The organism is Gemmobacter caeruleus (assembly GCF_008271655.1).
In the GTDB taxonomy this organism is placed as follows: domain Bacteria; phylum Pseudomonadota; class Alphaproteobacteria; order Rhodobacterales; family Rhodobacteraceae; genus Gemmobacter; species Gemmobacter caeruleus.
In genome coordinates this window covers 1-23,047 of record NZ_VKKX01000002.1, presented here as the reverse complement: position 1 = coordinate 23,047, position 23,047 = coordinate 1, and the positions used below count along the sequence as shown (strand labels likewise).

Genomic DNA, 23,047 nt, shown 5'->3' with positions numbered 1-23,047 from the left:
CGCATGGTTCTGGGCCTGTTGTCCAATCTTGGCCGTGTCGCGATCTATGCCGCGCAGGTCGTGAGCCACATCTTCCGCCCGCCCTTCTATCCGCGTGAATTCCTGCATGCGCTGATGCAGATCGGCTGGTTCTCTTTGCCGGTGGTCGGCATGACCGCGCTGTTCACCGGCGGCGCGCTGGCCTTGCAGATCTATGCCGGCGGCCAGCGGTTCAGCGCCGAGGCCGTGGTGCCCGCCATCGTGGCCATCGGCATGGCGCGCGAGCTGGGTCCGGTTCTGGGCGGGCTGATGGTGGCCGCGCGCGTGGCAAGTTCCATCGCCGCCGAAATCGGCACGATGAAGGTGACCGAACAGATTGACGCGCTGGTGACGCTTTCGACCAACCCGCTGAAATACCTTGCCGTTCCCCGCGTCGTCGCCGCCACGCTGGCCGTGCCGGTGCTGGTGGCCGTGGGTGACAGCATCGGCATCATGGGCGGCTGGCTGGTGGGCGTGCAGCGGCTCGACTTCAACTCGGCCGCCTATATCAAGAACACCGTCGATTTCCTGGAGATGTGGGACATCACCTCGGGCCTGCTGAAGGGCGCGGCTTTCGGATTTCTAGTGGCGCTGATGGGCTGCTATCACGGCATGAATTCGGGGCGCGGCGCGCAGGGCGTGGGGCGGGCCACGAAATCCGCCGTCGTCTCGGCCTCGGTGCTGATCTTTGCCGCGAACTACCTGCTGACGGAGCTGTTCTTCTCATGATCGAGCTGCGCGGCGTTCACAAGACCTTTGGCAGCAATGCCGTGCTGCGCGGGGTGGATCTGACCATCGCCAAGGGCACCTCGATGGTGATCATCGGCGGTTCGGGCACCGGCAAGTCGGTGACGCTGAAATGTATCCTCGGCCTGATCAAGCCCGATGGCGGCAGCATCACGCTGGACGGGCAGGACGTGACGCGCGGCGACCGTGACGCCTTTCTGGCGCGGTTCGGCATGCTGTTTCAGGGCGGCGCGCTGTTCGACAGCCTGCGCATCTGGGAAAACGTGGCCTTCCGCCTGCTGCGCGGCTCGTTGGCCCGGCCCAAGGCCGAAGCGCGCGAGATCGCCATCGAAAAGCTGCGCCGCGTGGGGCTTGGCCCGCAGGTGGCCGACCTGTTCCCGGCCGAACTGTCGGGCGGCATGCAGAAACGGGTCAGCCTCGCCCGCGCCATCGCCGCCAATCCCGAGATCATCTTCTTTGACGAACCCACGACCGGGCTGGACCCGATCATGTCGGGTGTCATCAACGACCTGATCCGCGAAATCGTGGTGGAGATGGGCGCGACCGCGATGACCATCACGCATGACATGTCTTCGGTTCGTGCCATTGCCGATAATGTGGCGATGCTGCATGGCGGCAAGGTGCGCTGGACGGGGCCGGTTTCGGAAATGGACGCCACGCCAGACCCTTACGTCCAGCAATTCATCCATGGCCGCGCCGAAGGCCCCATCGAATCGCTGCGCTGAACGCGCCGGGCATTGATGCCCGGGCGGGAACAATCCCCGCGCGGCCCGCCATGATCGTTTCCGTCCCGTGGGATTGTGGCGAAAATGTGTTGCTTTCCCATGGACTTGCGCAAAAAGTTAACGCGTGGGACTTCAAGGGGTGCAAGGTGCGTGACAACGATCATCTTTTGCGGCTGGCGCTGAGCGTCGGCCAGAACCTCGCCTTTGGCGCGATCGTGGCGATCACCTGCTTTCTTGTCCTGATCTCGGCCCTGGCGGCGATCGGCCAGATGCCCTGGCCCACGCTGCAACTCACCTGGGGCTCGGTCGCGCTGCCGGCGGCGGGCATGTGGGTGCAACTGACCCTGACCGCGATCATGGTCTGCGTCTGCTTCTTCATCCCCGCCAATGCCCGCATGGCCAAGCTGGAAAAGACCCATCGGTCCTTCCAGATCGGCATGGAGGACGTGAAGCGCGCCTATAGCCTGGCCCATGCCGCCGACCGCACCGGCGTCTTCGGCCTGTCCACCGAATTCGAGGAGATGCGGCAGCGCATGGAATTGCTGCGCAAACATCCCGATCTGCAACAGCTGGAGCCGGAGCTGCTGGAACTGGCCGCGCAGATGAGCTTTCAGAGCCGCGATCTGGCCCGTGCCTATTCCGCCGACAAGGTGGGGCGCGCGCGCAACTTCCTGACCGCGCGGCAGGGCGATGCCGATGCGCTGGCCGAGCGGATCCAGCTGGCCCGGCTGACCGTCGATGAACTGCGCCGCTGGCTGACCGATGTCGAAACCGAGGAACGCCGCAACCACAGCCAGATTCGCCGGCTGGAGGCCGATCTGCGCGAGATCCTGCCCGAGCTGGGCTATGATTTCGAGGACCGCCCCGAACCGGCCCGCGAACTGAATGTGGTGCCGCTGCACGGGATCAAATCCGACCCGCTGCCGCAATAGGCCCACTTGCGCCTGCCCTGCTTTCACCGCAGGATCGCGGCCATGTCACGCACGCTCAATCTCCTGCTTCTTGTGCTGTTCCCGATCGCCTGGTTTGCCCCGCTGTTACGCGCGGGTCTGCTGCCAATGTTCGGGCTTTCGGAAATCTCCGTCATCTCGGGGCTGCAATCGCTGTGGGAAAGCGATGTGGTGCTGGCGCTGCTGGTCACGTTTTGCGCCATCTTCGCGCCGCTGCTCAAGGTGCTGGGCCGCGCCCTGCGCGATTTCGGGCTGCTGGATCCGCGGGTGGAACCGGCCCTTGTGGTGCTGGGCAAGCTGGCCATGGCGGATATCTTCCTGATCGCGCTGTATGTCGTGATCGTGAAGGGCGTGGGGCTGGCCACGGTGGAAACCGCCTGGGGCCTTTATCTGTTCTCCGCCTGTATCCTGATGTCACTTTTCCTGAAAAGCCCGCAATGACCCGTCCACCGCTTTCCCTGCTCGACCTGACGCGCGTGCGCGCGGATCAGGGGCCGGGCCAGGCCCTGCGCAATGCCGCCGCCATCGCCGCCCATGTCGAGGGGCTGGGGTTTCGCCGCTATTGGGTGGCCGAACATCACAATATGGAGGGCGTGGCATCGGCCGCGACGCCGGTCGTCATCGCCCATGTCGCCGCCGCGACCTCGCATATCCGGGTTGGTGCAGGCGGGGTCATGCTGCCCAATCACGCGCCCTATGTGGTGGCGGAACAGTTCGGCACGCTGGCCCGGCTGCATCCGGGGCGCATCGATCTCGGGCTGGGGCGTGCGCCCGGCACCGACGGGGCGACGCTGATCCGCGCGCTGCGCCGCGATCCGCAGGGGGCAGACCGTTTTCCGCAGGATGTGGTCGAATTGCTGGGCTGGTTCGCCGCCGATAACCAGATCGGCATCACCGCCGTTCCCGCCGCCGGCGCAGAGGTGGAGGTGGTGATCCTCGGCTCATCGCATTTCGGGGCGCTGCTGGCGGCGGAACTGGGCCTGCCCTATGCCTTTGCCTCGCATTTCGCGCCCGCCGCGCTGCATGAGGCGCTGCATCTCTATCGCGACCGTTTCAAACCTTCGGCCCGGCTCGCGGCGCCCTATGCGATGGTGGCGGTGAACGTGGCCTGCGCCGCGACCGAAGACGAGGCGCGACATCTGTTTACCACGGTGCAGAAGGGGTTTCTGGGGCTGGTGCGCGGCGACCGGCGCCACCAGTTGCCGCCCGGCCCCCTTGACTGGACGCCCCGCGAACAGGCGCAGGTCAGTGCCATGCTGGGCTGCCATGCCTGCGGCACGCCCGATCAGGTGCGCGCGGGGCTGGAGGGGATCGTGGCCGCCACGCAGGCCGATGAGTTGATCCTGGTCACCGATTGCTGGGATTTCGAGGCCCGCAAGCGCGCGCTGACCCTGACCGCCGAGGCGTGGCGCTGATGGCCAGGCAAAAGGCCTTTGTCTGTTCGGTCTGCGGCGCGACCCATCCCCGCTGGGCGGGCAAATGCGATGCCTGCGGATCGTGGAACAGCATCGTGGAGGAGGCGCCGCTCTCCGCCGGCCCGAAACCGACTGCCAAGGGGCGCAGCATCCCGATCACCGATCTGGCCACCGAAGAGGCCCCGCCGCCCCGCGCCTCGTCTGGCATTGGCGAGCTGGACCGCGTGCTGGGCGGCGGCCTCGTGCCGGCCTCGGCCATTCTGGTGGGGGGCGATCCCGGCATCGGCAAATCGACGCTTCTGCTGCAAGCCGCCGCAAGTTTCGCCCGCACCGGCCTGAAATGCCTTTATATTTCCGGCGAGGAAGCCGCGGCTCAGGTGCGGATGCGCGCGCAGCGGCTGGGCTTGCAGACCGCCCCCGTGGGTCTGGGCGCCGAAACCAACCTGCGCGACATCCTGACCACGCTCGATGCCGAACGCCCGGCGCTCGCGATCATCGATTCGATCCAGACCATGTGGCTCGACAATGTCGAAAGCGCGCCCGGTTCGGTCAGCCAGGTGCGCGCGGCCGCGCATGAGCTGGTCAGCTTTGCCAAACGGCGCGGCGTCGCGGTGGTGATCGTGGGCCATGTCACCAAGGAAGGCGCCATTGCCGGCCCCCGCGTGCTGGAACATATGGTCGATACCGTCCTTTATTTCGAGGGCGAGCGCGGGCATCAGTTCCGCATTCTGCGCGCGGTGAAGAACCGCTTTGGCCCCGCCGACGAGATCGGCGTGTTCGAGATGACGGGCGACGGGCTGTCCGAGGTGCTGAACCCCTCGGCGCTGTTCCTGTCGGACCGAGAGGCCGCGACGCCCGGCTCGGCGGTCTTTGCCGGGATCGAGGGCACCCGCCCGGTGCTGACCGAAGTGCAGGCGCTGGTCGCGCCCTCCACCCTGGGCACGCCACGCCGCACGGTGGTCGGCATCGACAGCGGCCGGCTCGGCACGATTCTCGCCGTGCTGGAGGCGCGCTGCGGCATCCCCTTTACCGGGCTCGACGTGTTTCTGAACGTGGCTGGTGGCATGCGCGTCAGCGAACCCGCCGCCGATCTGGCCATCGCGGCCGCCCTGCTCAGCGCGCGCGAGGATGTGGCAATCCCGCCCGACATGGTGCTTTTCGGGGAAATCTCGCTTTCCGGCGCACTCCGGCCGGTCGGGCAGACCGAAAACAGGTTGAAAGAGGCGGCGAAACTTGGTTTCTCACAGGCGACCTTGCCCGCCCGGTCGAAGGCGGGACAGGCAGAGGGTATGCGCCTGCGCGAAATGGCCGATCTGACGGCCTTTGTGGGCGAAATGTTCGGGGCCGGTTGAACCGCCCCTGGGGAGTGACGGAATGGAAGGTTTCACCATCATTGACGGCGTGGTGGCCGCGGTCATCGTGCTGTCGGCGATCCTGGCCTATTCGCGCGGCCTGATCCGCGAGATCATGGCGATTGCCGGCTGGATCGGCGCCGCGATCCTCGCCTATGTCTTTGCCGCCCAGGCACAGCCGCTGGTGAAGGAAATCCCGGGGCTGAGCAAGCTGATCGGCGACAGCTGCGAATTGTCGATCATCGTGGGCTTTGCCGCGGTCTTTGCCGTGGGGCTGGTGCTGGCAGCCCTGTTCACGCCGCTTCTGTCCTCCTGGGTGAACCAGTCCTTCCTGGGCGGTCTGGATCAGGCGCTCGGCTTCCTGTTCGGGGTGGCACGGGGCGTGCTGCTGGTGGCGGTGGCCTTCATCGTCTATGACCGCGCCCTGCCCGGCCAGACCGTGCCCATGGTGGACAATTCGCGCTCGGCCAAGGTGTTTTCCTCGTTCCAGGGCAATATCGACAGCCAGCTTCCCAGCGACGCGCCGGGCTGGATCGTCGGCAAATACGAAGGGCTGGTCGCGGTCTGCGCCGCCCCGGCCGACCCGGCGATCAGCCCCGCGCAACCGGCGCCCACCACCGGCGGCTGACGCGAACGTGCTGCGGCGCGGCGCATCGGGGCGTGACACTCTGACGACAAGGCGGTAAAGGGGGGCCAGAACGCCCCCCTTCGGATTCTGGAGAGCCTCCATGCGCGCCCTTCCTGGCACCCCGTTCGACCCAATGGACGATGGCGACAAGCTCAAGGAGGAATGCGGCGTCTTTGGCGTAATCGGCGTGACCGATGCGGCGAATTTCGTGGCACTCGGCCTGCACGCGCTGCAACATCGCGGACAAGAGGCCGGCGGCATCGTCACCTATGACCCCGAACAGGGCTTCAACTCGGCCCGCCGCTTCGGCTATGTGCGCGACAACTTCACCCGCGCCGATGTGATGGAAACCCTGCCCGGCGCGCTGGCCATCGGCCATGTGCGCTATTCGACCGCCGGTTCCAAGGGCGCGACGGCCATTCGCGACGTGCAGCCGTTTTTCGGCGAATTTTCGATGGGCGGCGCTGCCATCGCCCATAACGGCAACCTGACCAATGCCGCCGCACTCCGCCGCGAACTGATCGAACGCGGCTCGATCTTCCAGTCGTCATCGGACAGCGAATGCATCATTCACCTGATGGCGCGCTCGATCCAGACCAATATCTCGGAACGCATCAAGGATGCGCTGCGCCGGGTCGAGGGGGCCTTTTCGGTGGTCGCCATGACGCGGACGAAACTGATCGGCGTGCGCGACGCCCATGGCGTGCGGCCGCTGGTGCTGGGGCGGCTGGGCGACAGCGGCTGGTGCCTGTCGTCGGAAACCTGCGCGCTCGATATCGTCGGCGCCGAATATGTGCGCGAGATCGAGCCGGGCGAAATGGTGGTGATCGAGGGCAACAAGGTGCAATCCACCCGCCCCTTCTCGCCCGCCCCGTCGCGCTTCTGCATCTTTGAACAGGTCTATTTCTCGCGCCCCGATTCCATCCTGATGGGCCGCTCGGTCTATGAAACCCGCCGCCAGATCGGGGTCGAACTGGCGAAAGAGGCCCCGGTCGATGCCGATCTGGTCTGCCCGGTGCCCGATAGCGGCACCCCCGCCGCCATCGGCTATTCGCAGCAATCGGGCATCCCCTACGCCATGGGGATCATCCGCAATCAATATATGGGCCGGACCTTCATCGAACCGACCGAACAGATCCGCAACATGGGCGTGCGGCTCAAGCTGAACGTGAACCGCGCGCTGATCCAGGGCAAGCGGGTGATCCTGGTGGACGACTCGGTGGTGCGCGGCACCACCTCGCGCAAGATCAAGGACATGATCCTCGATGCCGGCGCCGCCGAGGTGCATTTCCGCATCGCCTCGCCGCCGACGGCCTGGCCCTGCTTCTACGGCGTCGATACGCCCGAACGCTCCAAGCTGCTCGCCGCCACCATGTCCGAAGACGAGATGCGCGACTGGATCGGCGTCAACAGCCTGAAATTCATCTCGCTCGACGGGCTTTACCGCGCCGCGGGCGAGGCCGCGGGCCGCGACCCCAAGGCGCCGAAATTCTGCGATGCCTGCTTCTCGGGCGAATATCCGATCCCACCCTCGGACAAGCTGGCCCAAGGGTTCGAGATGAAGGAACCCGCGGCCTGATCCGCGCCCCTGCGGCATCGCGCCCCGCATTCTGCGGGCCGCGCCCCCTTGCCCCTTCATCTGTTCCCAAATATCCCACGGGGGTCCGGGGGTGTGAAACCCCCGGGCGCCTGCCGCCCCGCACCGGAGTCTGCCCCCATGTCTGACCGCATTGCCCTTGTCACCGGCGCCTCGCGCGGCCTTGGCGCCGCCCTGGCCGAAGAACTGGCCGGGCGCGGCTGGCATGTTGTGGCGGTCGCCCGCACCGTCGGCGGGCTGGAGGAACTGGACGACCGCGTGAAGGCGAAAAAGCAGCCCGGCGCGGGCGAACTGACCCTCGCCCCGATGGACATCACCAATGACGAGGCGATGGCCTGGCTCTGCCGGTCGATCCATGACCGCTGGGGCAAGCTCGATCTCTGGATCCATGCCGCGATCCACGCAGCCCCCCTGGCCCCGGCACATTTCCTTGACGTGAAGGATTGGGACAAGTCGGTCGCGACCAATATCCGCGCGACCGGCGTGCTGATCCCGATGGTGGCGCCGCTCTTGCAGGCTGCCCCCGCCGGTCAGGCGCTGTTCCTCGACGACCCCAGGGGCGGCGAGATGAATTACGGCGCCTATGGCGCCAGCAAATCCGCCCAGATCGCGCTCGCGCGCAGTTGGCAGCAGGAAACCGCCCGCATCGGCCCGCGCGTGCGGATCGAAACCCCGGCGCCGATGCCGACCGCCACCCGCGCGCGCTTTCACCCCGGCGAGGATCGCGCCCCCCTGACCAACCCGCAGGCCGAGGCCGCGCGGCTGGTGGCGGCGCTTCAGTCGGCGCCGTAACCGACCAGCGCCTTCACCTCGCAAAAGTCGTGAATGCCCCAGCCGGCATATTCACGCCCGTTGCCCGATTGCTTGTAGCCGCCAAAGGGCGCGAAAGTATCCCAATCGGGGTAATTCAGGTTCACCTGCCCCGCACGGAGCCGCCGCCCGACCGCGCGCGCCTCGTCCCGCGCGCCCTGCACATAGGCCGCCAGACCATAGGGCGTGTCATTGGCAATGGCGATCGCCTCCTCGACCGTGTCATAGGGCAGGATCGACAGGACGGGGCCAAAGATTTCCTCCCGCGCGATGGTCATGTCATTGGTCACGTCGCCAAAGACCGTGGGGCGCACATACCAGCCCTGGTTCACCCCCTCGGGCCGGCCGATCCCGCCGGCGACCAGCCGCGCGCCCTCGGCGATCCCCGCCGCGATCAGCGCCTGCACCTTGTCGAACTGCACCTTCGATACCAGCGGGCCCATCGTCGTGCCGGCCTCGCCCGTGGCCCCGATCACCACCTCGGCCGCCACTTCTGCGGCCACCGCCAAGGCGGCCTCATGGCTTGCGCGCGGCACCAGCATGCGCGTCGGCGCATCGCAGCTTTGCCCGGTATTGCCGAAACAGCCCTCGACCCCGCCGCGCACGGCCGCCGCCAGATCGGCCGAAGGCAGGATGATATTGGCCGATTTCCCGCCCAGCTCCTGCGCCACACGCTTGACCGTGGGCGCGGCAGCAGTGGCCACCGCCGTTCCGGCCCGGGTCGATCCGGTAAAGCTGACCATATCCACCTCCGGGTGACTGGCCAGCCGATGCCCGACCACCGGCCCCATGCCGTTGACCAGGTTGAAGACCCCTTTCGGCACCCCCGCCGCGTCACAGATCTCGGCAAACAACAGCCCCGACAGCGGCGCGATTTCCGACGGTTTCAGCACCATGCTGCACCCCGCAATCAGCGCCGGCGCCACCTTGCAGGCGATCTGGTTCATCGGCCAGTTCCAGGGCGTGATCAGCCCGCAAACCCCGATCCCCTCATAAAGCATCCGCGTATCGCCGCGCGACCATTCCCAGACCATTTCCTCGGCCGCCGCCAGGGTGCTTTCGATATGCACCCGCCCCGCCCAGACCTGCGCGTCGCGCGACCAGGTGATCGGCGCCCCCATCTCCAAGCGCATCGCCTGGGCGAAATCCTCATGACGGGCGTTGTATGCCTCCAGAATCCGGCGCACCAGCGCGATGCGCTCGGCCGAGGGCGTGGCGCAAAAGCCGTCAAACGCCGCCCGCGCCGCCAGGATCGCCCGGTCGGCATCCTCCACACCGCCAAGCGCGATTTCGGCCATGATCTCCTCGGTGGCGGGGTTCTCCACCCCCAACCTGTCTGGCGCGATCGGGTCAACCCATTGGCCGTCAATGTAGAATTTCGCGGGATGCAGGGGCATCATGGCAATCACCGGAAGCGGATGTTGAAACGGGCGCGCAAGGCGGCGTCGATCTCGGGCGCGATCTGGCTGCCCGCCTTGGCGAGGATCTCATTCTTGCGCGCAATCGCGCGATCCAGCAACAGCGGCTTGCCGGCCTCGGCCCATTCCTTCGGCGACATGCGGTTGCCGACGGCAGGATAGATATATTCGGTCTGCATCAGGCCCAGCGTCTGGGTCGAACCCAGATAATGCCCCGGCCCGCCCAGACAGACCTCGCGCATGGCCTCCAGAGCGGTCGAATCCGGTGTCACGTCGATGCCGCGCACGCAGCGCAAGACCTGGCCCAGAATGTCATCGCCCAGGATCAGGCTTTCCAGACAGAAGCCCAGCAACGAGGCATGCATCCCCACGGCCTCATAGCACATGTTCAGCCCCGACAGTCCGGCCAGAACATTGGTGATCGCCTGTTCCCAGCCCGCCTGCATGTCCGGCAGCTTGCTGTCAGTGATGCCGCTCGCGGCGCCGCCGGGCAGGTTGTAGAAACGGTGCATCTGCGCACAGCCCGCCGTCAGCAGCGCCTGTTCCGCGCTGCCGCCCGACATGGCGCCGGTGCGCAGATCGCTGACAAAGGGCCAGGTGCCAAAGACCGCCGGCGCCCCGGGCCGGATCGCGTTCACATAGACCACGCCCGCCAGACATTCCGCCACCGCCTGCACGATAGCGAGCGCGATCGGCGCCGGGGCCGTGGCCCCCGCCTGCCCCGCCGACAACAACAGGACCGGCATGCCGCGCCGCACGCAATCCTCCATCACCTGACAGGATTCCTCGGCGAATTTCATCGGCGGCACGACGAAACAGTTGGAATTGCTGACAAAGGGCCGCGCGCGCCAGGCCTCCTCGCCCCCCGCCACGGCATGCAGCAGCTCGAAACAGCCCGCCACATGCGACGGATCGCTGAACGAGGTGCCGACATGCTTGGTCGTGCCCGAAAGACAGGCATAAAGCGTGTTGATATCCATGTCGAAATTGTCGGCCAGATCGCGGCAGACCATGGTGCGCTGATAGAAATGCACATTGTCCAGATGCTGCACGATCCGCGCCGCATCATAAAGATCCTGCGCCGTGCTGTCGCGATAGTCGAGCGTCAGCGGATCGACCACATGCACCGCCGCGCCCGCGGTGCCGAAATGCACCCGGCTGCCCGACAGATGCAGGTCATGCCTGGGGTCGCGGCCATGCAGGGTAATGTCGCGCGCGGCCTTGGCCAGCATGTCCTCGACCAGCGCACGGGGAAAGCGGATGCGCCCGTCCGCGCCCCGCACCGCCCCCGCCCCGGTCAGGATCTCCACCCCCGAAGGCGGCGCATTGGCCAGCCCGATCTCCTCCAAGGCGTCCAGTGCAGCGGCATGGATCTGCGCCACCCCCGCCTCGCTCAGCGGGCGATACTGCCCGCCTTGCAGGCCCGGGCGCACCGGGCGCAGCGCCTCGGCCAGGGGCGCCGCCCGCTCCGCCACCCGCGCCGCGCGCCCGCCCGCCCGCCGCCCCCGTGCCGCCTCTGCCGCTTCAGACATGACGCCCTCCTGCCTTCATCTGTTCAGAAATATCCTCGGGGGGGCGGCCGCAGGCCGCGCGGGGGGCAGACAGCCCCCCGTCCCCGGTCGTCACATGCGCACCCGGTCCGAGGCCGGATCATACATCGCCACCAGCGACGGCACCGCCGCATGACGCTCGCCCGCGATCTCGATCTCATAGCGCGATCCCAGAAGATCGGCCTCGGTCTCGCCCGCGCAGGGCACCCAGCCCAGCCCGATGGCCCCGCCCAGATGATGCCCGTAATTGCCGCTGGTCACCGGCCCGACGATCCGACCATCACGCCGCACCGCCTCGTTCCCGAACAGAAGCGGCGCCGGGTCCGTCAGGCGGAACTGCACCAGCCGCCGCGCCAGCCCGGCCTCACGCTTGCGCAAGACCGCCTCGCGGCCGATGAAGCCCTCTTTCGCGGCGCGCACGGCAAAACCCAACCCCGCTTCCAGCACATGATCCTCATCGGTGATGTCATCGCCCCAATGGCGATAACCCTTCTCGATCCGGCAACTGTCCAGCGCGTGTATGCCGCAGAGTTTCAGCTCCGGCTCGGCCTCCAGCAGCGCCTCGAAAACATGGGCGGCCTGATCGGCGCTGACATAAAGCTCCCAGCCCAATTCGCCGACATAGGTCACGCGATGCGCCCGGGCGAGGCCCATGCCGATCTCGATTTCGCGCGCCGTGCCAAAGGGATGCGCGGCATTGCTCAGATCGTTCGGGCTGACCTTCTGCAAGATGCGCCGCGCCTCCGGCCCCATCAGGCACAGCACCGCCTCGCCCGCTGTCACATCGGTCACCACCGCGAAATCCTCGGCCAGATGGCCGCGCAGCCAGGCCAGGTCGCGTTGCAGCGTGGCCCCCGGCACCACCAGCAGGAAGGCGGTCTCGCTCAGCCGGGTGACGGTCAGGTCACATTCGATCCCGCCCCGTTCGTTCAGCATCTGGGTATAGACGATGCGCCCCGGCGCCACGTCGATCTGCCCGGCGCAAAGACGGTTCAGGAACCGGCAGGCATCGCGCCCCTCGACGCGGATCTTGCCGAAGGAAGACATGTCGAACAGCCCCGCCTTCTGCCGCACCGCCAGATGTTCGGCGCGCTGGTTTTCAAACCAGTTCTGCCGGCCCCAGGCATAGCGGTAGTCGCGTTCCTGCCCCGGCACCGCGAACCAGTTGGCGCGCTCCCATCCCGCGACCTCGCCAAAGACCGCGCCGCGTGCCTTCAGCGCCTCATGCAGCGGGGTGCGCCGCACGCCGCGCGCGGTCACCACCTGGCGATAGGGATAATGATCGGCGTAAAGCAGACCCAGGGTTTCGGTCACCCGCTCCTTCAGATAGGCGCGGTTCTTCTGAAAGGGCTGCGCCCGGCGCAGGTCCACATCCCAGAGGTCAAAGGGCGCGTGCCCCTCGGTGATCCAATGCGCCAGCGCCATCCCCGCCCCGCCGGAGGAGATGATGCCGATCGAATTATACCCCGCCGCCACCCAATAGCCCGCGAGTTCCGGCGCCGGCCCAAGGTAATAGCGATCGTCGGGGGTAAAGCTTTCCGGCCCGTTGAAGAAGGTGTGGATGCCCGCCGTCTCGAACATCGGCATGCGGCGGGTGGCCATGTCGAGGATCGGCGCGAAATGATCCCAATCTTCGGGCAAGGTGTCGAATTCGAAATCCTCGCGGATGCCACCCATGCCCCAGGGCTTCGCCCTGGGCTCAAAGGCACCCAGCATCATCTTGCCGGCATCGGTCTTGTAATAGGCGCATTCGTCCACGACCCGCAGCACCGGCATGTCGGTCAGGCCGGCCACCGGCTCGGTCACCAGATAGAAATGCTCGGCCGCGTGCAGCGGCACGGTCACGCCATTCTGCGCCGCCAGATCGCGCCCCCACATGCCGCCGCAATTCACCACCACGTCGGCCGCGATGAAGCCGGGGCCGTCGGGGCCCTCGTAGCTCACGCCGGTCACCCGGCGGCGCGCGCCCTCGACAGCCTCGGTGACGCCTGTGACCTTCACATTCTCCAGGATGGTAGCGCCGTTCATCCGCGCGCCCTTGGCCAGGGCCATGGCGATATTGGCCGGGTCGCATTGCCCGTCGCCCGGCAGATGCACACCGCCCACCACACCGTCGGTATTGAGATGCGGATAGAGCGCCTTGACCTCTGCCGGGGTGATGCGATGCACCTCCACCCCGAAGATGTCGGCGATGGTGGCCTGGCGCAAAATCTCCTGCATGCGGTCTTCGGTCAGGGCGACGGTCATCGACCCCACGGTCTTCATGCCGGTCGCGACGCCGGTCTCGGCCTCCAGCTTGCGGTAAAGCTCGGCGGAATATTTGGCCAGCCGCGTCATGTTCTGATTGGCGCGCAATTGCCCGATCAGCCCCGCCGCGTGCCATGTCGTGCCCGAGGTCAGGCGCTTGCGTTCCAGCAGCACGATGTCGCGCCAGCCGGCCTTGGCCAGATGATAGGCCACCGAACAGCCCGACACCCCGCCCCCGATGATCACCGCCTGCGCTTTGGAAGGTATCTGCGCCATCATCCTGCTCCTGTTGCTTTCCATCCCGCGATGGAAAGTTTTCGTCGAAAACTTTCACCCCGTTTCTTCGTCGAAGAAACGGATCACCCGCGCAGCCGCTGGTTCTGCGGATCCCAGAGCGGGCGATCCTCCTGCACCACCGCGGCATGGCGCTGGCCAAAGATCTCCACCTCGACCTCTGTCCCCGGCACCGACAGATCGGCGCGGATCATGCCCAGCCCGATCGAGACACCCAGCCGGTGCCCCCATTCGCCCGAGGTCAGCTCGCCCACCACCTGCCCGCCATGCCAGATCGTCGCCATATAGGGCGCGTCGTGATCGCCGGCCGCGATGACCAGCGTGACAAAGCGCCGGCGCGGCCCGGCGGCGCGTTCCGCCTCCAGCGCGGCCTTGCCGATGAAATCGGGTTTGGACCAGTCGATGAACCGCTCCAGCCCGCCTTGCAGCAGGGTGTAATCGGTCGAAAGATCGCCCTTCCAGGCGCGATAACCCTTTTCCACCCGCAGGCTGTTCAGGGCGAACATGCCAAGGGGACGCAGCCCATGCGCCTGCCCGGCCGCCATGACGGCGTCAAAGATCGTGGCGGTGTCGGCGGTCTTGGTATGGATCTCCCAGCCCAACTCGCCGGCGAAGGAGACGCGCACCAACTGGCACCAGCGGCCCGCGATCTGCGCCGACTGGTGGCTGAGCCAGGGCCGGGTCAGATCGGCCTCGGTGACCTGGGCCAGGATGGCGCGGCTCATCGGGCCGGTCAGGATCTGGCAGGCGAAATCCTCGGTCACATCGGCGATCGTGACACCCTCGGGCGGCTGATGCCGGCGCAGCCATTCCAGATCATGCAGCTGTGCCACCGCCGCGGTGATCAGAAAGAACAGATCGTCGGCCAGACACATGATCGACATCTCGGTGACGATCCGGCCCTTGTCATCGGCGAAATAGCCCAGACCGATGCGACCCGGCGCCGGCACCTTGCCCGCGATCATCCGGCCCAACCAGTCCCGCGCCGCCGGACCCGACAGGCGAAAGCGCGAAAAGCCCGGCAAATCCAGGATGCCCGCCGCGTCGCGCACCGCCGCGCATTCGCCGGCCACCGCATCGAACCAAGGCCCCTTGCGCGCCCAGGTCTGTTGCGCCGCCTCGGAGGTATCGTCGCCGGGCCGGGCATACCACAGCGCGCGTTCCCAGCCGTTGAAGGCGCCGAATTGCGCGCCAAGCGCCTTGACCCGGTCATGCACCGGCGACAGGCGCCGGTTGCGCGCGGCGGGCCAGCTGTGATGCGGAAAATGGATGGCGTATTCGTGGCCATAGACCTCCATCCCCTTCTGCACGCAATAATCCTGGTCCTCCCAGCCGGTGAAGCGGCGCGGGTCGCAGGACCACATGTCCCATTCGGTCGCGCCTTCGGTCACCCATTCAGCCAGCACCTTGCCGGCGCCACCAGCCTGGCAGATGCCGAAGGTAAAGACGCAGGCCTCAAAGGCATTGGGCACGCCCGGCATCGGGCCGATCAGCGGGTTGCCATCGGGCGTATAGGGGATCGGGCCGTTGATCACCTTTTGCAGATTGGCCTCGGCCAGCAGCGGCACGCGGGCCATGGCATCGGTGATATGCCATTCCAGCCGCTCCAGATCGTCGGGGAAGAGTTGAAAGCTGAAATCCTCGGGCATCGGATCGTCGGGGGTGGCCCAATGCGCCCGGCAGGGGTTTTCGTAAGGCCCGAGGTTGAAGCCATATTTCTCTTGCCGCAGGTAATAGCTGCTGTCCACGTCGCGCAACAGCGGCAGCTTTTGCCCCGCGCCTTTCGACCAGGCCTCCAGTTCGGGGATGGTGTCGAACAGCAGATATTGGTGGCTCATCACCATCATCGGCACGCGGCGGCCGAACATGCGGCCCACCTCGGCGGCGTAATAGCCGCCCGCATTCACCACGATATCGCAGCGGATCTCGCCCTTGGGCGTGGTCAGCACCCAGACGCCGCCGTCGCGCCGGGCGGCAGTCACCGGGCAGAACCGTTCGATCCGCGCGCCCATCTGGCGCGCGCCCTTGGCCAGCGCCTGTGTCAGCTGCGCGGGGTCGATATCGCCGTCATAGGGATCGTGCAGCGCGCCGGTCAGGTCATGGGTTTCCAGAAAGGGATAGCGATCGCGGATCTGGTCGGGCGCAAGAATGTCGAGATCCATCCCCTGATAGCGCCCCATCCCCACCACGCGTTTGAATTCCAGCAGCCGTTCCGCCGTATGGCCCAGCCGGACCGAGCCGGTGACATGGTAATTCATCGGATAGTCCACCTCGGCGCCCAGGCCGCGATAGAGCTGCGCCGAATAACGCTGCATGTTCATGATCGACCAACTGGCGGAAAAGGTGGGCACATTTCCCGCCGCATGCCAGGTGGAACCAGCGGTCAGTTCGTTCTTTTCCAGCAACAGGCAATCGGTCCAGCCGGCCTTGGCCAGATGATAGAGGCACGAGGCCCCGACCGCCCCGCCCCCGATGATCACCACCCGCGCCTGTGTCGGAAATTCCGCCATCGCATCCTCCGCTTTTGCCGCAGAGTATCAGGCGGCACCGGGCTTTCAATTCGGCCGCAGCCGCCCTATTGATCGAGAAAACCGATCAGGAGGTGGCGCATGCAGATCGACCTGCTGGAGACCTTTCTCGACCTGTGCGAAACGCGCAGCTTCAACCGCACGGCAGAGCGGCTGGGCATCACGCAAAGCACCGTCTCGGCCCGGATCGCCGCGCTGGAAACCGCCCTTGGCGCGCGGCTGTTCGAACGGTCGCGTGCGGGCACCGACCTGACGGTCGAGGGCGGACGGTTCGAGGGGCACGCGCGCAGCCTGCGCCATGAATGGAACGAGGCCCGGCGGCGCATCCAGGTGCCGCTGCATGGCAGCCAGCTGGTGCGGCTGGCGATCCAGAACGATCTGGCGGCGCAGCATATCGGCGATTGGGTCGCCGATTTCCGCCGCGCCCTGCCCGAAGCGGCATTCTATATCGAGCCGGATTATTCCAATCAGATGTGCGCCGACCTGCTGACCGGCACGCAGGATTTCGCGGTGATGTTCTCGCCCAAGCCGCACCCGGATCTGCATTTCGAAAGCGTGGGGGATGTGGCCTATGTCATGGTCTCGTCCGAGACCGACCGGCTGGAGGCGGTGCAGGCCGAAAGCTTCGTCTTCGCGCATTTCTCGCCCGCCTTCGAGGCGATGCACCGCCAGGTCACCCCGCATCTGGCCGGCGCCGCGATCTCGGTCGGGCAAAGCGGCACAGTCGCCGCCCTGCTGACCGCCATGGGGGGCGCGGGCTATGTGCTGGAAAAGACAGCGGAAACCCTGTGCGCCACCGGGCGCTTCCGTCCGGTCAGCGATGCGCCGGTGCTGCGTCAGCCGGTCTATGCCGCCATGCACCTGCGCCATCGCATCACGCCGCTGCACCGCCGTCTGACCCGCATCATCCGCCGCCGTCTGGCCGGACGCGAGGGGTGAACTGACAGCTCGCCGGGCTGCGGCCGGGCGACAGGGTTCCCATGGAAATGCGACGCCTTTGGCGACGGCATGGCCGCGCGGCGCGGGGTCAGCCCACCGGCCGCAGCCCGGCGCGGAACCGTGCGGCATTGGCGCGATAGCCGGCGGCAGAGCGCAAAAGCTTGTCCTGCGCGGCGGCATCCAGAAGCCGCACCACCTTGCCCGGCGCGCCCATGACCAGACTGCCATCGGGGATTTCCTTCCCCTCGGTGATCAGCGCGCCGGCGCCGATCAGGCAACCCCGGCCGATCCGGGCGCCGTTCAGCACCGTGGCCCCCATGCCGATCAGACTGCCCGCGCCGATCACGCAGCCATGCAGCATCGCCTTGTGGCCGATGGTGCAATCGGGGCCGATCACCAGCGGATAGCCCATATCGGTATGCAGCACGCAGTTTTCCTGCACGTTCGACCCGGCGCCGATGCGGATTTCCTCATTATCGCCGCGCAGGGTGCAGCCGAACCAGACCGAGGCCGCCGCCTCCAGCACCACCCGCCCGATCAGATTGGCATCCGGCGCCACCCAGGCATCCGGGGCGATCTGCGGGGCGATCCCGTCCAGGGCATAGATCATCGCGTCTCGAACTCCTGATTGAGGGCGCGCACGAAGCCCGGCAGATCGGGCTGGCGGTCGCGGCGCATGCGTTCGGCCTGTAGGATGGTCAGCAATTGCGCAAAGGCGGTGTCGATGTCGTGATTGACGATGACGTAATCATATTCGGCCCAATGGCTGATCTCGTCGCGGCTTTTGGCCATGCGCCCGGCGATCACCTCGTCGCTGTCCTGGGCGCGGCTGCGCAGCCGGCGGTCAAGCTCGGCGATCGAGGGTGGCAGCACGAAGATCGACACCACATCGCGGCCAAGCGCCGAATTGCGGATCTGCTGGCCGCCCTGCCAGTCGATGTCGAACAGCGTGTCGCGCCCCTCGGCCATGGCGCGTTCGACCGGCCCCTTGGGCGATCCGTAGAAATTGCCGAACACCTCGGCATGTTCCAGCATCTCGCCCGCGGCCACCATCGCCTCGAATTCGGCCCGGGCCTTGAAGTAATATTCGCGCCCGTCTTCCTCGCCCGGGCGCGGCGCGCGGGTGGTGGCCGAAACGGAAAAGCGCAGCGTCGGATCCCAATCCATCAGCCGTCGTGCCAGCGTCGATTTTCCCGCCCCCGAAGGCGAGGAGAGGATGAGCAGCAAACCCTTGCGCGTCATGGTCATTCCACGTTCTGAACCTGTTCCCGCATCTGGTCGATCACCGTCTTGAGGTCAAGCCCGATCCGGGTCAGCGCAATGTCCTGCGCCTTGGAACAGAGCGTATTGGCCTCGCGCATGAATTCCTGCATCAGGAAATCGAACTTGCGCCCGACCGGGCCGGGCTCCGCCAGCAGCGCGCGGGCGGCGGTGACATGGGCCGCCAGCCGGTCCAGCTCCTCGGTCACGTCGGTCTTGACCGCCAGCAGTGCCAGTTCCTGCGCCAGGCGCTGCGGATCGGCGTCCTCGCTGTTCTCCAGCACGCGGGCAAGCTGGGTGCGCAGCGTTTCGGCCTGGCTGGCGCGGCGGTTTTCCACGGCGGCGGCGGCCTCGTCGCGCAGGCTGGCCACGCGGTCGATCTGGCCACCGATCACCTGCGCCAGCGCGGCGCCCTCGGCCTGGCGCATGGCGTTGAAAGCCGTGATCAGCGCCGGCAGATCGGCCAGGATCGCATTGCGCAGCGGCGTCGTATCCTCGTCGCTTGCCCCGGTCTCGACCACGCCGCGAAAGCCCAGCACATCGGCATGCGAGGGCTGCGCGAGCGTGACGCCCTCCTCCATCGCCACGCGCTCCACCTCGGCCAGCGCCAGCAGCACGCCGCGCAGGGTGGCGGGGTTCAGGCGCAGCCCCTCGGCCTCGGGCTGTTCGCGGGTGACTCGCAGCGTCAGGCTGACATTGCCCCGGCTGAGTGCGCGCGACAGCTCGCCCCGCAGCGCAAGTTCCAGCCCGTCGATCCAGTCCGGCACCCGCAACCGCAGGTCCAGCCCCTTGCCATTCACCGCGCGCAGATCCCAGACCCACGAGGCGCCCGGCCCCTGCCCCTTGCCGGCGGCAAACCCGGTCATCGACACGGTCATGGCATTCTCCTTGCGCGACGCGCATTTACCAATGGTTCAGAAATCCCGCAAATTTGCGGCGAATCCGGTTATATTAAGATCACAGTAACCCATTCCCGGCCCCTGAGCCTTCTGGACGCCCGTGACCCGCCCGACCATGGCGGATTCGCGCGGGGCTGTCCACCGGCGCCCGGTTCCGGCCCAGCGGAGCGACAGCCATGGTCCTGACCTTTTTCGGCGGCAAAGGCCCCGGCGATGCCGAGGCACGGGCACGGCGAGAAACCGAGATGCGCGCCATGATCGAGGAGGTGCGCAGCTACTGGGAGGGGTTGCGCGAAAATGGCGCGCTGCCACCGCGCGGCGCGATTGATCCACGGGGGCTGCGCGGCGCGCTGCAAGGGGCCTTTCTGGCGGAACGCATCGCCCCCGGCATCGCCCGGCTGCGCATCGCCGGCATGAGCCTGTGCGACATCCTGGGCATGGACGGGCGCGGCATGCCGCTGAGCGCGCTGTTCGATCCGATGGCGCGGGCGCGGCTGACCGGGTTGCTCGATGCCTGTTTCCTGCGGCCCGCGATCCTTGACCTGACGCTGGCCGCCGAGACCGGGCTGGGGCGGCCGTCGCTGTTCGGCCGGATGATCCTGATGCCGCTGGCCGGCGATGGCGGCCGGGGCGAGATGGCGCTTGGCTGTCTGGCGCTGTCGGGGCAGATCGGGCGGGCGCCGCGCCGGCTGTCGATCGTCGCGGCCAGTTGCAGCGCGCTGACCCCGCCGCGCCTGACGCGAGCCGACCCGGCGCAAGACCTGATCCGCGCCGGCACGCAGCCGGCGCCGCTGGCCCCGGCCTTTGCCGAACCTGCCGCGCCCTACCGGGTCAAGCCCTGCGCCAAGGCCCGCAGCTATCTGCGGCTGGTCGATCTGGAGGAATAGTCACGCGGCGCCCTCCGCCTCGGCCCGGAAGACCGGGTTAGACCAGGCCCGCCGCCCCGCCGCGTCGATCACCGTGACCCGCAACCAGGGCGAGGCGGCAAAGCGTTCCAGCGGCAGGCTGCTGCGGGTCATCGCATGGCCATGCACCGCCCGGGCAGCCGTGCCCTGCCCCTGCACGATCATGCTGACCACGGCCGAACTTTCGACCCGAATCCGGTCGCCCTCGATCACCACGTCGCGCAACTCCGGCCCCTGGCTGCTGTAGAAATCGCCCGCCTTCAGCGCGGCCAGCAGCGCCTCGGGCGTGTTCTCGATGGCCTTGACCATCACCCAGCCGCCGAAATGATCGGGCTCCGAGAAATGGGCATCATCGGTGGCGATCATCGACAGGCGCCGCCCCTCGGACAGCAGCAGATCGGCAATGGCAAAGCCGTCGGGCCGGTCGCAGCCCATGGCGCAGCCGTGGTTATAGACCTCGACCGCATGGGCGGCCGTCAGGCTGCGGGCATCGTCCAGTGTCAGGCCCGACCATTGCGGATGGGCAATCGCGACAAAGGCCCCCGCCGCCACCGCCCGCGCCGCCAGCGCAGGGCCGCTTTCCATGCCGGGATGCACGGCGAAATCCGGCGCGGCGGGCGGCGCAAAGTCGGGCGGCAGGCCGACCGCCAGAATGTGCCACAGCTCGCCATTGCGCATCGGGCCGGAATGCAGTTCGGCCCCCGTCAGGGTGGTGAATCCCGGCGCGCGAAAGGGCTGCGTATCCACGATCGGATAATCGTAGCGCCCGATGAAATGGTCGGTCAGCGCCAGAAAGTCATAGCCCTCGGCACGGTAGCGGCGGCAGACCTCCTCGGGCGGCAAGACCCCGTCGGAGCGGGTGGAATGGCTGTGCAGATTGCCGCGCCAGAACCGGCCCGGCGCTGAAAAGGCGGAAAGTCGCATGGGATGGGCCTCCTGTCCGGGTCAGCCAAGCGCGGCGCGGCGGCGATTGCTGTGCCGGCGGCGACGCGGCTGTCCCGCCGGCGACAGAGAGCTGCGCAGGAAAAAGGGGGCGCTTGGGCGCCCCCTTGATTGCAGGATCGCCGTCCGGCCAGGCCGGGTTCAGACCAGCAGGTCGTTGCGCAGCGCGGTCAGGGTCGTGTCCTCGACCGTCAGCGTATCGCCGCGGCCAAAGTCGAACACCACATCGTCGCCCACCTGCACCGCCTTGTTCAGCGCGGCCCGCACCGAGCTGAGGCCAAAGCCCGCCAGACGGATCGTATCCACGTCATTGGTGAAATCGCGGATCACGTCATGATCGCCATTGCGGGCAAAGATGAACAGGTCGGCATGGCGCCCGCCGGTCAGGATGTCGTCGCCGGCATGACCGTTCAGCGTATCGGCCCCGGCATCGCCGAACAGCCGGTCATTGCCGCCGCCGCCCAGCAGCATGTCGCGCCCGGTGCCACCGCGCAGCACGTCATTGCCGCCCAGCCCCGCCAGCTTGTCGGCGCCGCCATAGCCCAGCATCACATTGGCCTTGCCATTGCCCGCCATGTCATTGCCCGCGCCGCTGCCGACAAAGCGGCTGGCATTGGACCCGACCGAGATCGTGTAATTCCCGGTGCTGGTGCTGTAATAGCCCTGCGCGCCCAGATAGAAGGTGCCGCTCTCGGTCGCGGTAAAGGTGATGACCGAACTGGACGAACCGCTGCTGGAGGCCGCGTTGATCCGCGCGCCATCCTCGTCATAAAGCGCGAGGAAACGGTCGGCCAGACGCGGCGCCGCGCCATTGCCGTTCAGCTTGAACGTATAGCTGCGCCCCGCGACCAGGTTCATCTCGAACCAGTCCACATCATTGCCGACATCGACCCGGCTCAGCCGCTTTTCGCCCTCAAGCAGGGTGGCGGCGGTCGCGGTATCGCCGCGGATCGTATCGGTGGCGATCGAGGTGATCTTGTAGCCGCCGAGATCGGTTTCCAGAATATTGCCGGCCTGCACGAAATAGGTGCCCGACTGATCGGCGGTCCAGCTGATCGTGGAGGAGGTGCCTGAACCGATATTGCCATAGACCAGGATATCGGCGCCGTTGGTGTCGCGCAGATAGATATCCGGGTCGGACAGCGGATTGGTGCCGTTGCCGGTGATCTTGAACCCGTAGGCCAGCCCTTCGCGCAACGAGACCTTGAACCAGTCGGTATCGTTCGGCGCGTCGATGGTCGAGGTGACCGAACCATTGCGCGCCAGGACCGAGGTGGTGGCGACGTTGTTGACGATGGTGTCGCTCATCTGCGCGGTCAGGCGGTAATTGCCCTCATTCGCCTCGTCATTGCTGTAATCGCTGACGATCACATAATAGGTGCCGCTGGTCGCGGGGTTCAGCGTGGCGGTGCCGCCCGTATAGTCGGTATCGAGGATCTGGCCGCTGGCCGTCACGATCTGCACCCGGCCATCGTCCAGCGAATTGGCCGAGCCATCGCCGGTCAGCTGGAAGCCATAGCTGCGTCCGGCCACCAGATTGACGCGGAACCAGTCGGAATCGTTCGACTGCCCCAGATCGGACGAAATCACGCTGGACCCGCCGATATTGAAGGTGGTGGCGGCGCTGTTGAGGATCGTGTCGCCCATGCGCGCGGTGATGGTATAGGCGCCCTCGCCCGCCTCATCGCCGCTGTAACCCACATTCTCCAAGTAAGTCGCTGATTTCGCTGTCGTAATCGTGATATTTCGCATATAAATCATGGCGTTGACGGCTGCGAGGGGCGCGTTTCATGGATCACCTGGAGGGTGCGGGCTTGGCGCGG

Annotated in this window: 20 protein-coding genes; 11 read left to right on the top strand and 9 right to left on the bottom strand. The window is 66.9% G+C overall.

The features are described from left to right. The first annotated feature begins 3 nt into the window (after window positions 1–3). The 9 genes from FOA17_RS00565 to FOA17_RS00525 all read left to right on the top strand — a co-directional run bounded on the left by FOA17_RS00565 (window position 4) and on the right by FOA17_RS00525 (window position 8,224). Entirely contained in the window at window positions 4–747 is a 744-nt protein-coding gene (locus FOA17_RS00565; RefSeq protein ID WP_162528134.1) for an MlaE family ABC transporter permease, read from the top strand. Beyond that, window positions 744–1,490, top strand: a complete 747-nt coding sequence (locus FOA17_RS00560; protein WP_149139576.1) for an ABC transporter ATP-binding protein — start codon at window positions 744–746, stop codon at window positions 1,488–1,490. The genes FOA17_RS00565 and FOA17_RS00560 overlap by 4 nt, the downstream gene beginning before the upstream one ends. A 146-nt stretch (window positions 1,491–1,636) precedes the next feature. Continuing rightward, on the top strand, window positions 1,637–2,422 hold the full coding sequence (locus tag FOA17_RS00555; RefSeq protein WP_203232238.1) for a DNA repair protein: 786 nt from the start codon (window positions 1,637–1,639) through the stop codon (window positions 2,420–2,422). 42 nt (window positions 2,423–2,464) lie between these two features. Further along, entirely contained in the window at window positions 2,465–2,881 is a 417-nt protein-coding gene (locus FOA17_RS00550; protein ID WP_149139575.1) for a paraquat-inducible protein A, read from the top strand. Continuing rightward, on the top strand, window positions 2,878–3,855 hold the full coding sequence (locus FOA17_RS00545; protein ID WP_149139574.1) for an LLM class flavin-dependent oxidoreductase: 978 nt from the start codon (window positions 2,878–2,880) through the stop codon (window positions 3,853–3,855). Before FOA17_RS00550 ends, FOA17_RS00545 begins: the two co-directional genes overlap by 4 nt. Next, on the top strand, window positions 3,855–5,207 hold the full coding sequence (gene radA / locus FOA17_RS00540) for a DNA repair protein RadA (protein WP_149139573.1): 1,353 nt from the start codon (window positions 3,855–3,857) through the stop codon (window positions 5,205–5,207). Before FOA17_RS00545 ends, radA begins: the two co-directional genes overlap by 1 nt. Before the next feature lie 22 nt (window positions 5,208–5,229). Further along, window positions 5,230–5,835, top strand: a complete 606-nt coding sequence (locus tag FOA17_RS00535; RefSeq protein WP_149139572.1) for a CvpA family protein — start codon at window positions 5,230–5,232, stop codon at window positions 5,833–5,835. Window positions 5,836–5,935: 100 nt separating this feature from the next. Beyond that, window positions 5,936–7,414 carry an amidophosphoribosyltransferase gene (gene purF / locus FOA17_RS00530; RefSeq protein WP_238991676.1) on the top strand — a complete coding sequence of 493 codons (1,479 nt, stop codon included), beginning with the start codon at window positions 5,936–5,938 and terminating at the stop codon, window positions 7,412–7,414. Window positions 7,415–7,552: 138 nt separating this feature from the next. Then, a complete protein-coding gene (locus FOA17_RS00525) occupies window positions 7,553–8,224 on the top strand; it encodes an SDR family NAD(P)-dependent oxidoreductase (RefSeq protein ID WP_149139571.1) in 672 nt (223 codons plus the stop codon). On the opposite strand, the gene FOA17_RS00520 is transcribed toward FOA17_RS00525, so the two are convergent. From FOA17_RS00520 to FOA17_RS00505, 4 genes are all read right to left on the bottom strand, one after another. Beyond that, on the bottom strand, window positions 8,209–9,642 hold the full coding sequence (locus FOA17_RS00520) for an aldehyde dehydrogenase family protein (protein WP_149139570.1): 1,434 nt from the start codon (window positions 9,640–9,642) through the stop codon (window positions 8,209–8,211). The two genes, FOA17_RS00525 and FOA17_RS00520, sit on opposite strands and share 16 nt — an antisense overlap. Window positions 9,643–9,647: 5 nt before the next feature. Continuing rightward, on the bottom strand, window positions 9,648–11,192 hold the full coding sequence (locus FOA17_RS00515; protein WP_149139569.1) for a trimethylamine methyltransferase family protein: 1,545 nt from the start codon (window positions 11,190–11,192) through the stop codon (window positions 9,648–9,650). 90 nt (window positions 11,193–11,282) lie between these two features. Beyond that, the gene (locus tag FOA17_RS00510) at window positions 11,283–13,733 is read right to left on the bottom strand and encodes a GcvT family protein (RefSeq protein WP_203232237.1); all 2,451 of its coding nucleotides are present in this window, start codon (window positions 13,731–13,733) and stop codon (window positions 11,283–11,285) included. An 83-nt stretch (window positions 13,734–13,816) separates the two neighbouring features. Then, window positions 13,817–16,261 (bottom strand): GcvT family protein, encoded by a 2,445-nt coding sequence (locus FOA17_RS00505; protein WP_149139567.1) that lies wholly within the window; start codon window positions 16,259–16,261, stop codon window positions 13,817–13,819. 99 nt (window positions 16,262–16,360) lie between these two features. Here FOA17_RS00505 and FOA17_RS00500 point away from each other — a divergent pair, with 99 nt between their 5' ends. Continuing rightward, a complete protein-coding gene (locus FOA17_RS00500) occupies window positions 16,361–17,218 on the top strand; it encodes a LysR family transcriptional regulator (protein ID WP_149139566.1) in 858 nt (285 codons plus the stop codon). A gap of 88 nt (window positions 17,219–17,306) precedes the next feature. Here FOA17_RS00500 and FOA17_RS00495 read toward each other — a convergent pair whose 3' ends face one another. The 3 genes from FOA17_RS00495 to FOA17_RS00485 are packed head-to-tail and all read right to left on the bottom strand — an operon-like array spanning window position 17,307 to window position 19,356. Beyond that, entirely contained in the window at window positions 17,307–17,828 is a 522-nt protein-coding gene (locus FOA17_RS00495; RefSeq protein WP_149139565.1) for a gamma carbonic anhydrase family protein, read from the bottom strand. Next, a complete protein-coding gene (gene gmk, locus FOA17_RS00490; RefSeq protein WP_149139601.1) occupies window positions 17,825–18,460 on the bottom strand; it encodes a guanylate kinase in 636 nt (211 codons plus the stop codon). The genes FOA17_RS00495 and gmk overlap by 4 nt, the downstream gene beginning before the upstream one ends. A 2-nt stretch (window positions 18,461–18,462) precedes the next feature. Further along, the gene (locus FOA17_RS00485) at window positions 18,463–19,356 is read right to left on the bottom strand and encodes a YicC/YloC family endoribonuclease (protein WP_149139564.1); all 894 of its coding nucleotides are present in this window, start codon (window positions 19,354–19,356) and stop codon (window positions 18,463–18,465) included. Window positions 19,357–19,553: 197 nt separating this feature from the next. Between FOA17_RS00485 and FOA17_RS00480 the strand changes: the two genes are divergently transcribed. Then, window positions 19,554–20,264 carry a PAS domain-containing protein gene (locus FOA17_RS00480; protein ID WP_149139563.1) on the top strand — a complete coding sequence of 237 codons (711 nt, stop codon included), beginning with the start codon at window positions 19,554–19,556 and terminating at the stop codon, window positions 20,262–20,264. Here FOA17_RS00480 and FOA17_RS00475 read toward each other — a convergent pair whose 3' ends face one another. Next, window positions 20,265–21,206, bottom strand: a complete 942-nt coding sequence (locus FOA17_RS00475) for a CehA/McbA family metallohydrolase (protein WP_149139562.1) — start codon at window positions 21,204–21,206, stop codon at window positions 20,265–20,267. A 159-nt stretch (window positions 21,207–21,365) separates the two neighbouring features. Next, window positions 21,366–22,925, bottom strand: coding sequence for a pre-peptidase C-terminal domain-containing protein (locus FOA17_RS00470; RefSeq protein ID WP_203232236.1), 1,560 nt, complete (start codon window positions 22,923–22,925; stop codon window positions 21,366–21,368). Between the last annotated feature and the right edge of the window lie 122 nt (window positions 22,926–23,047).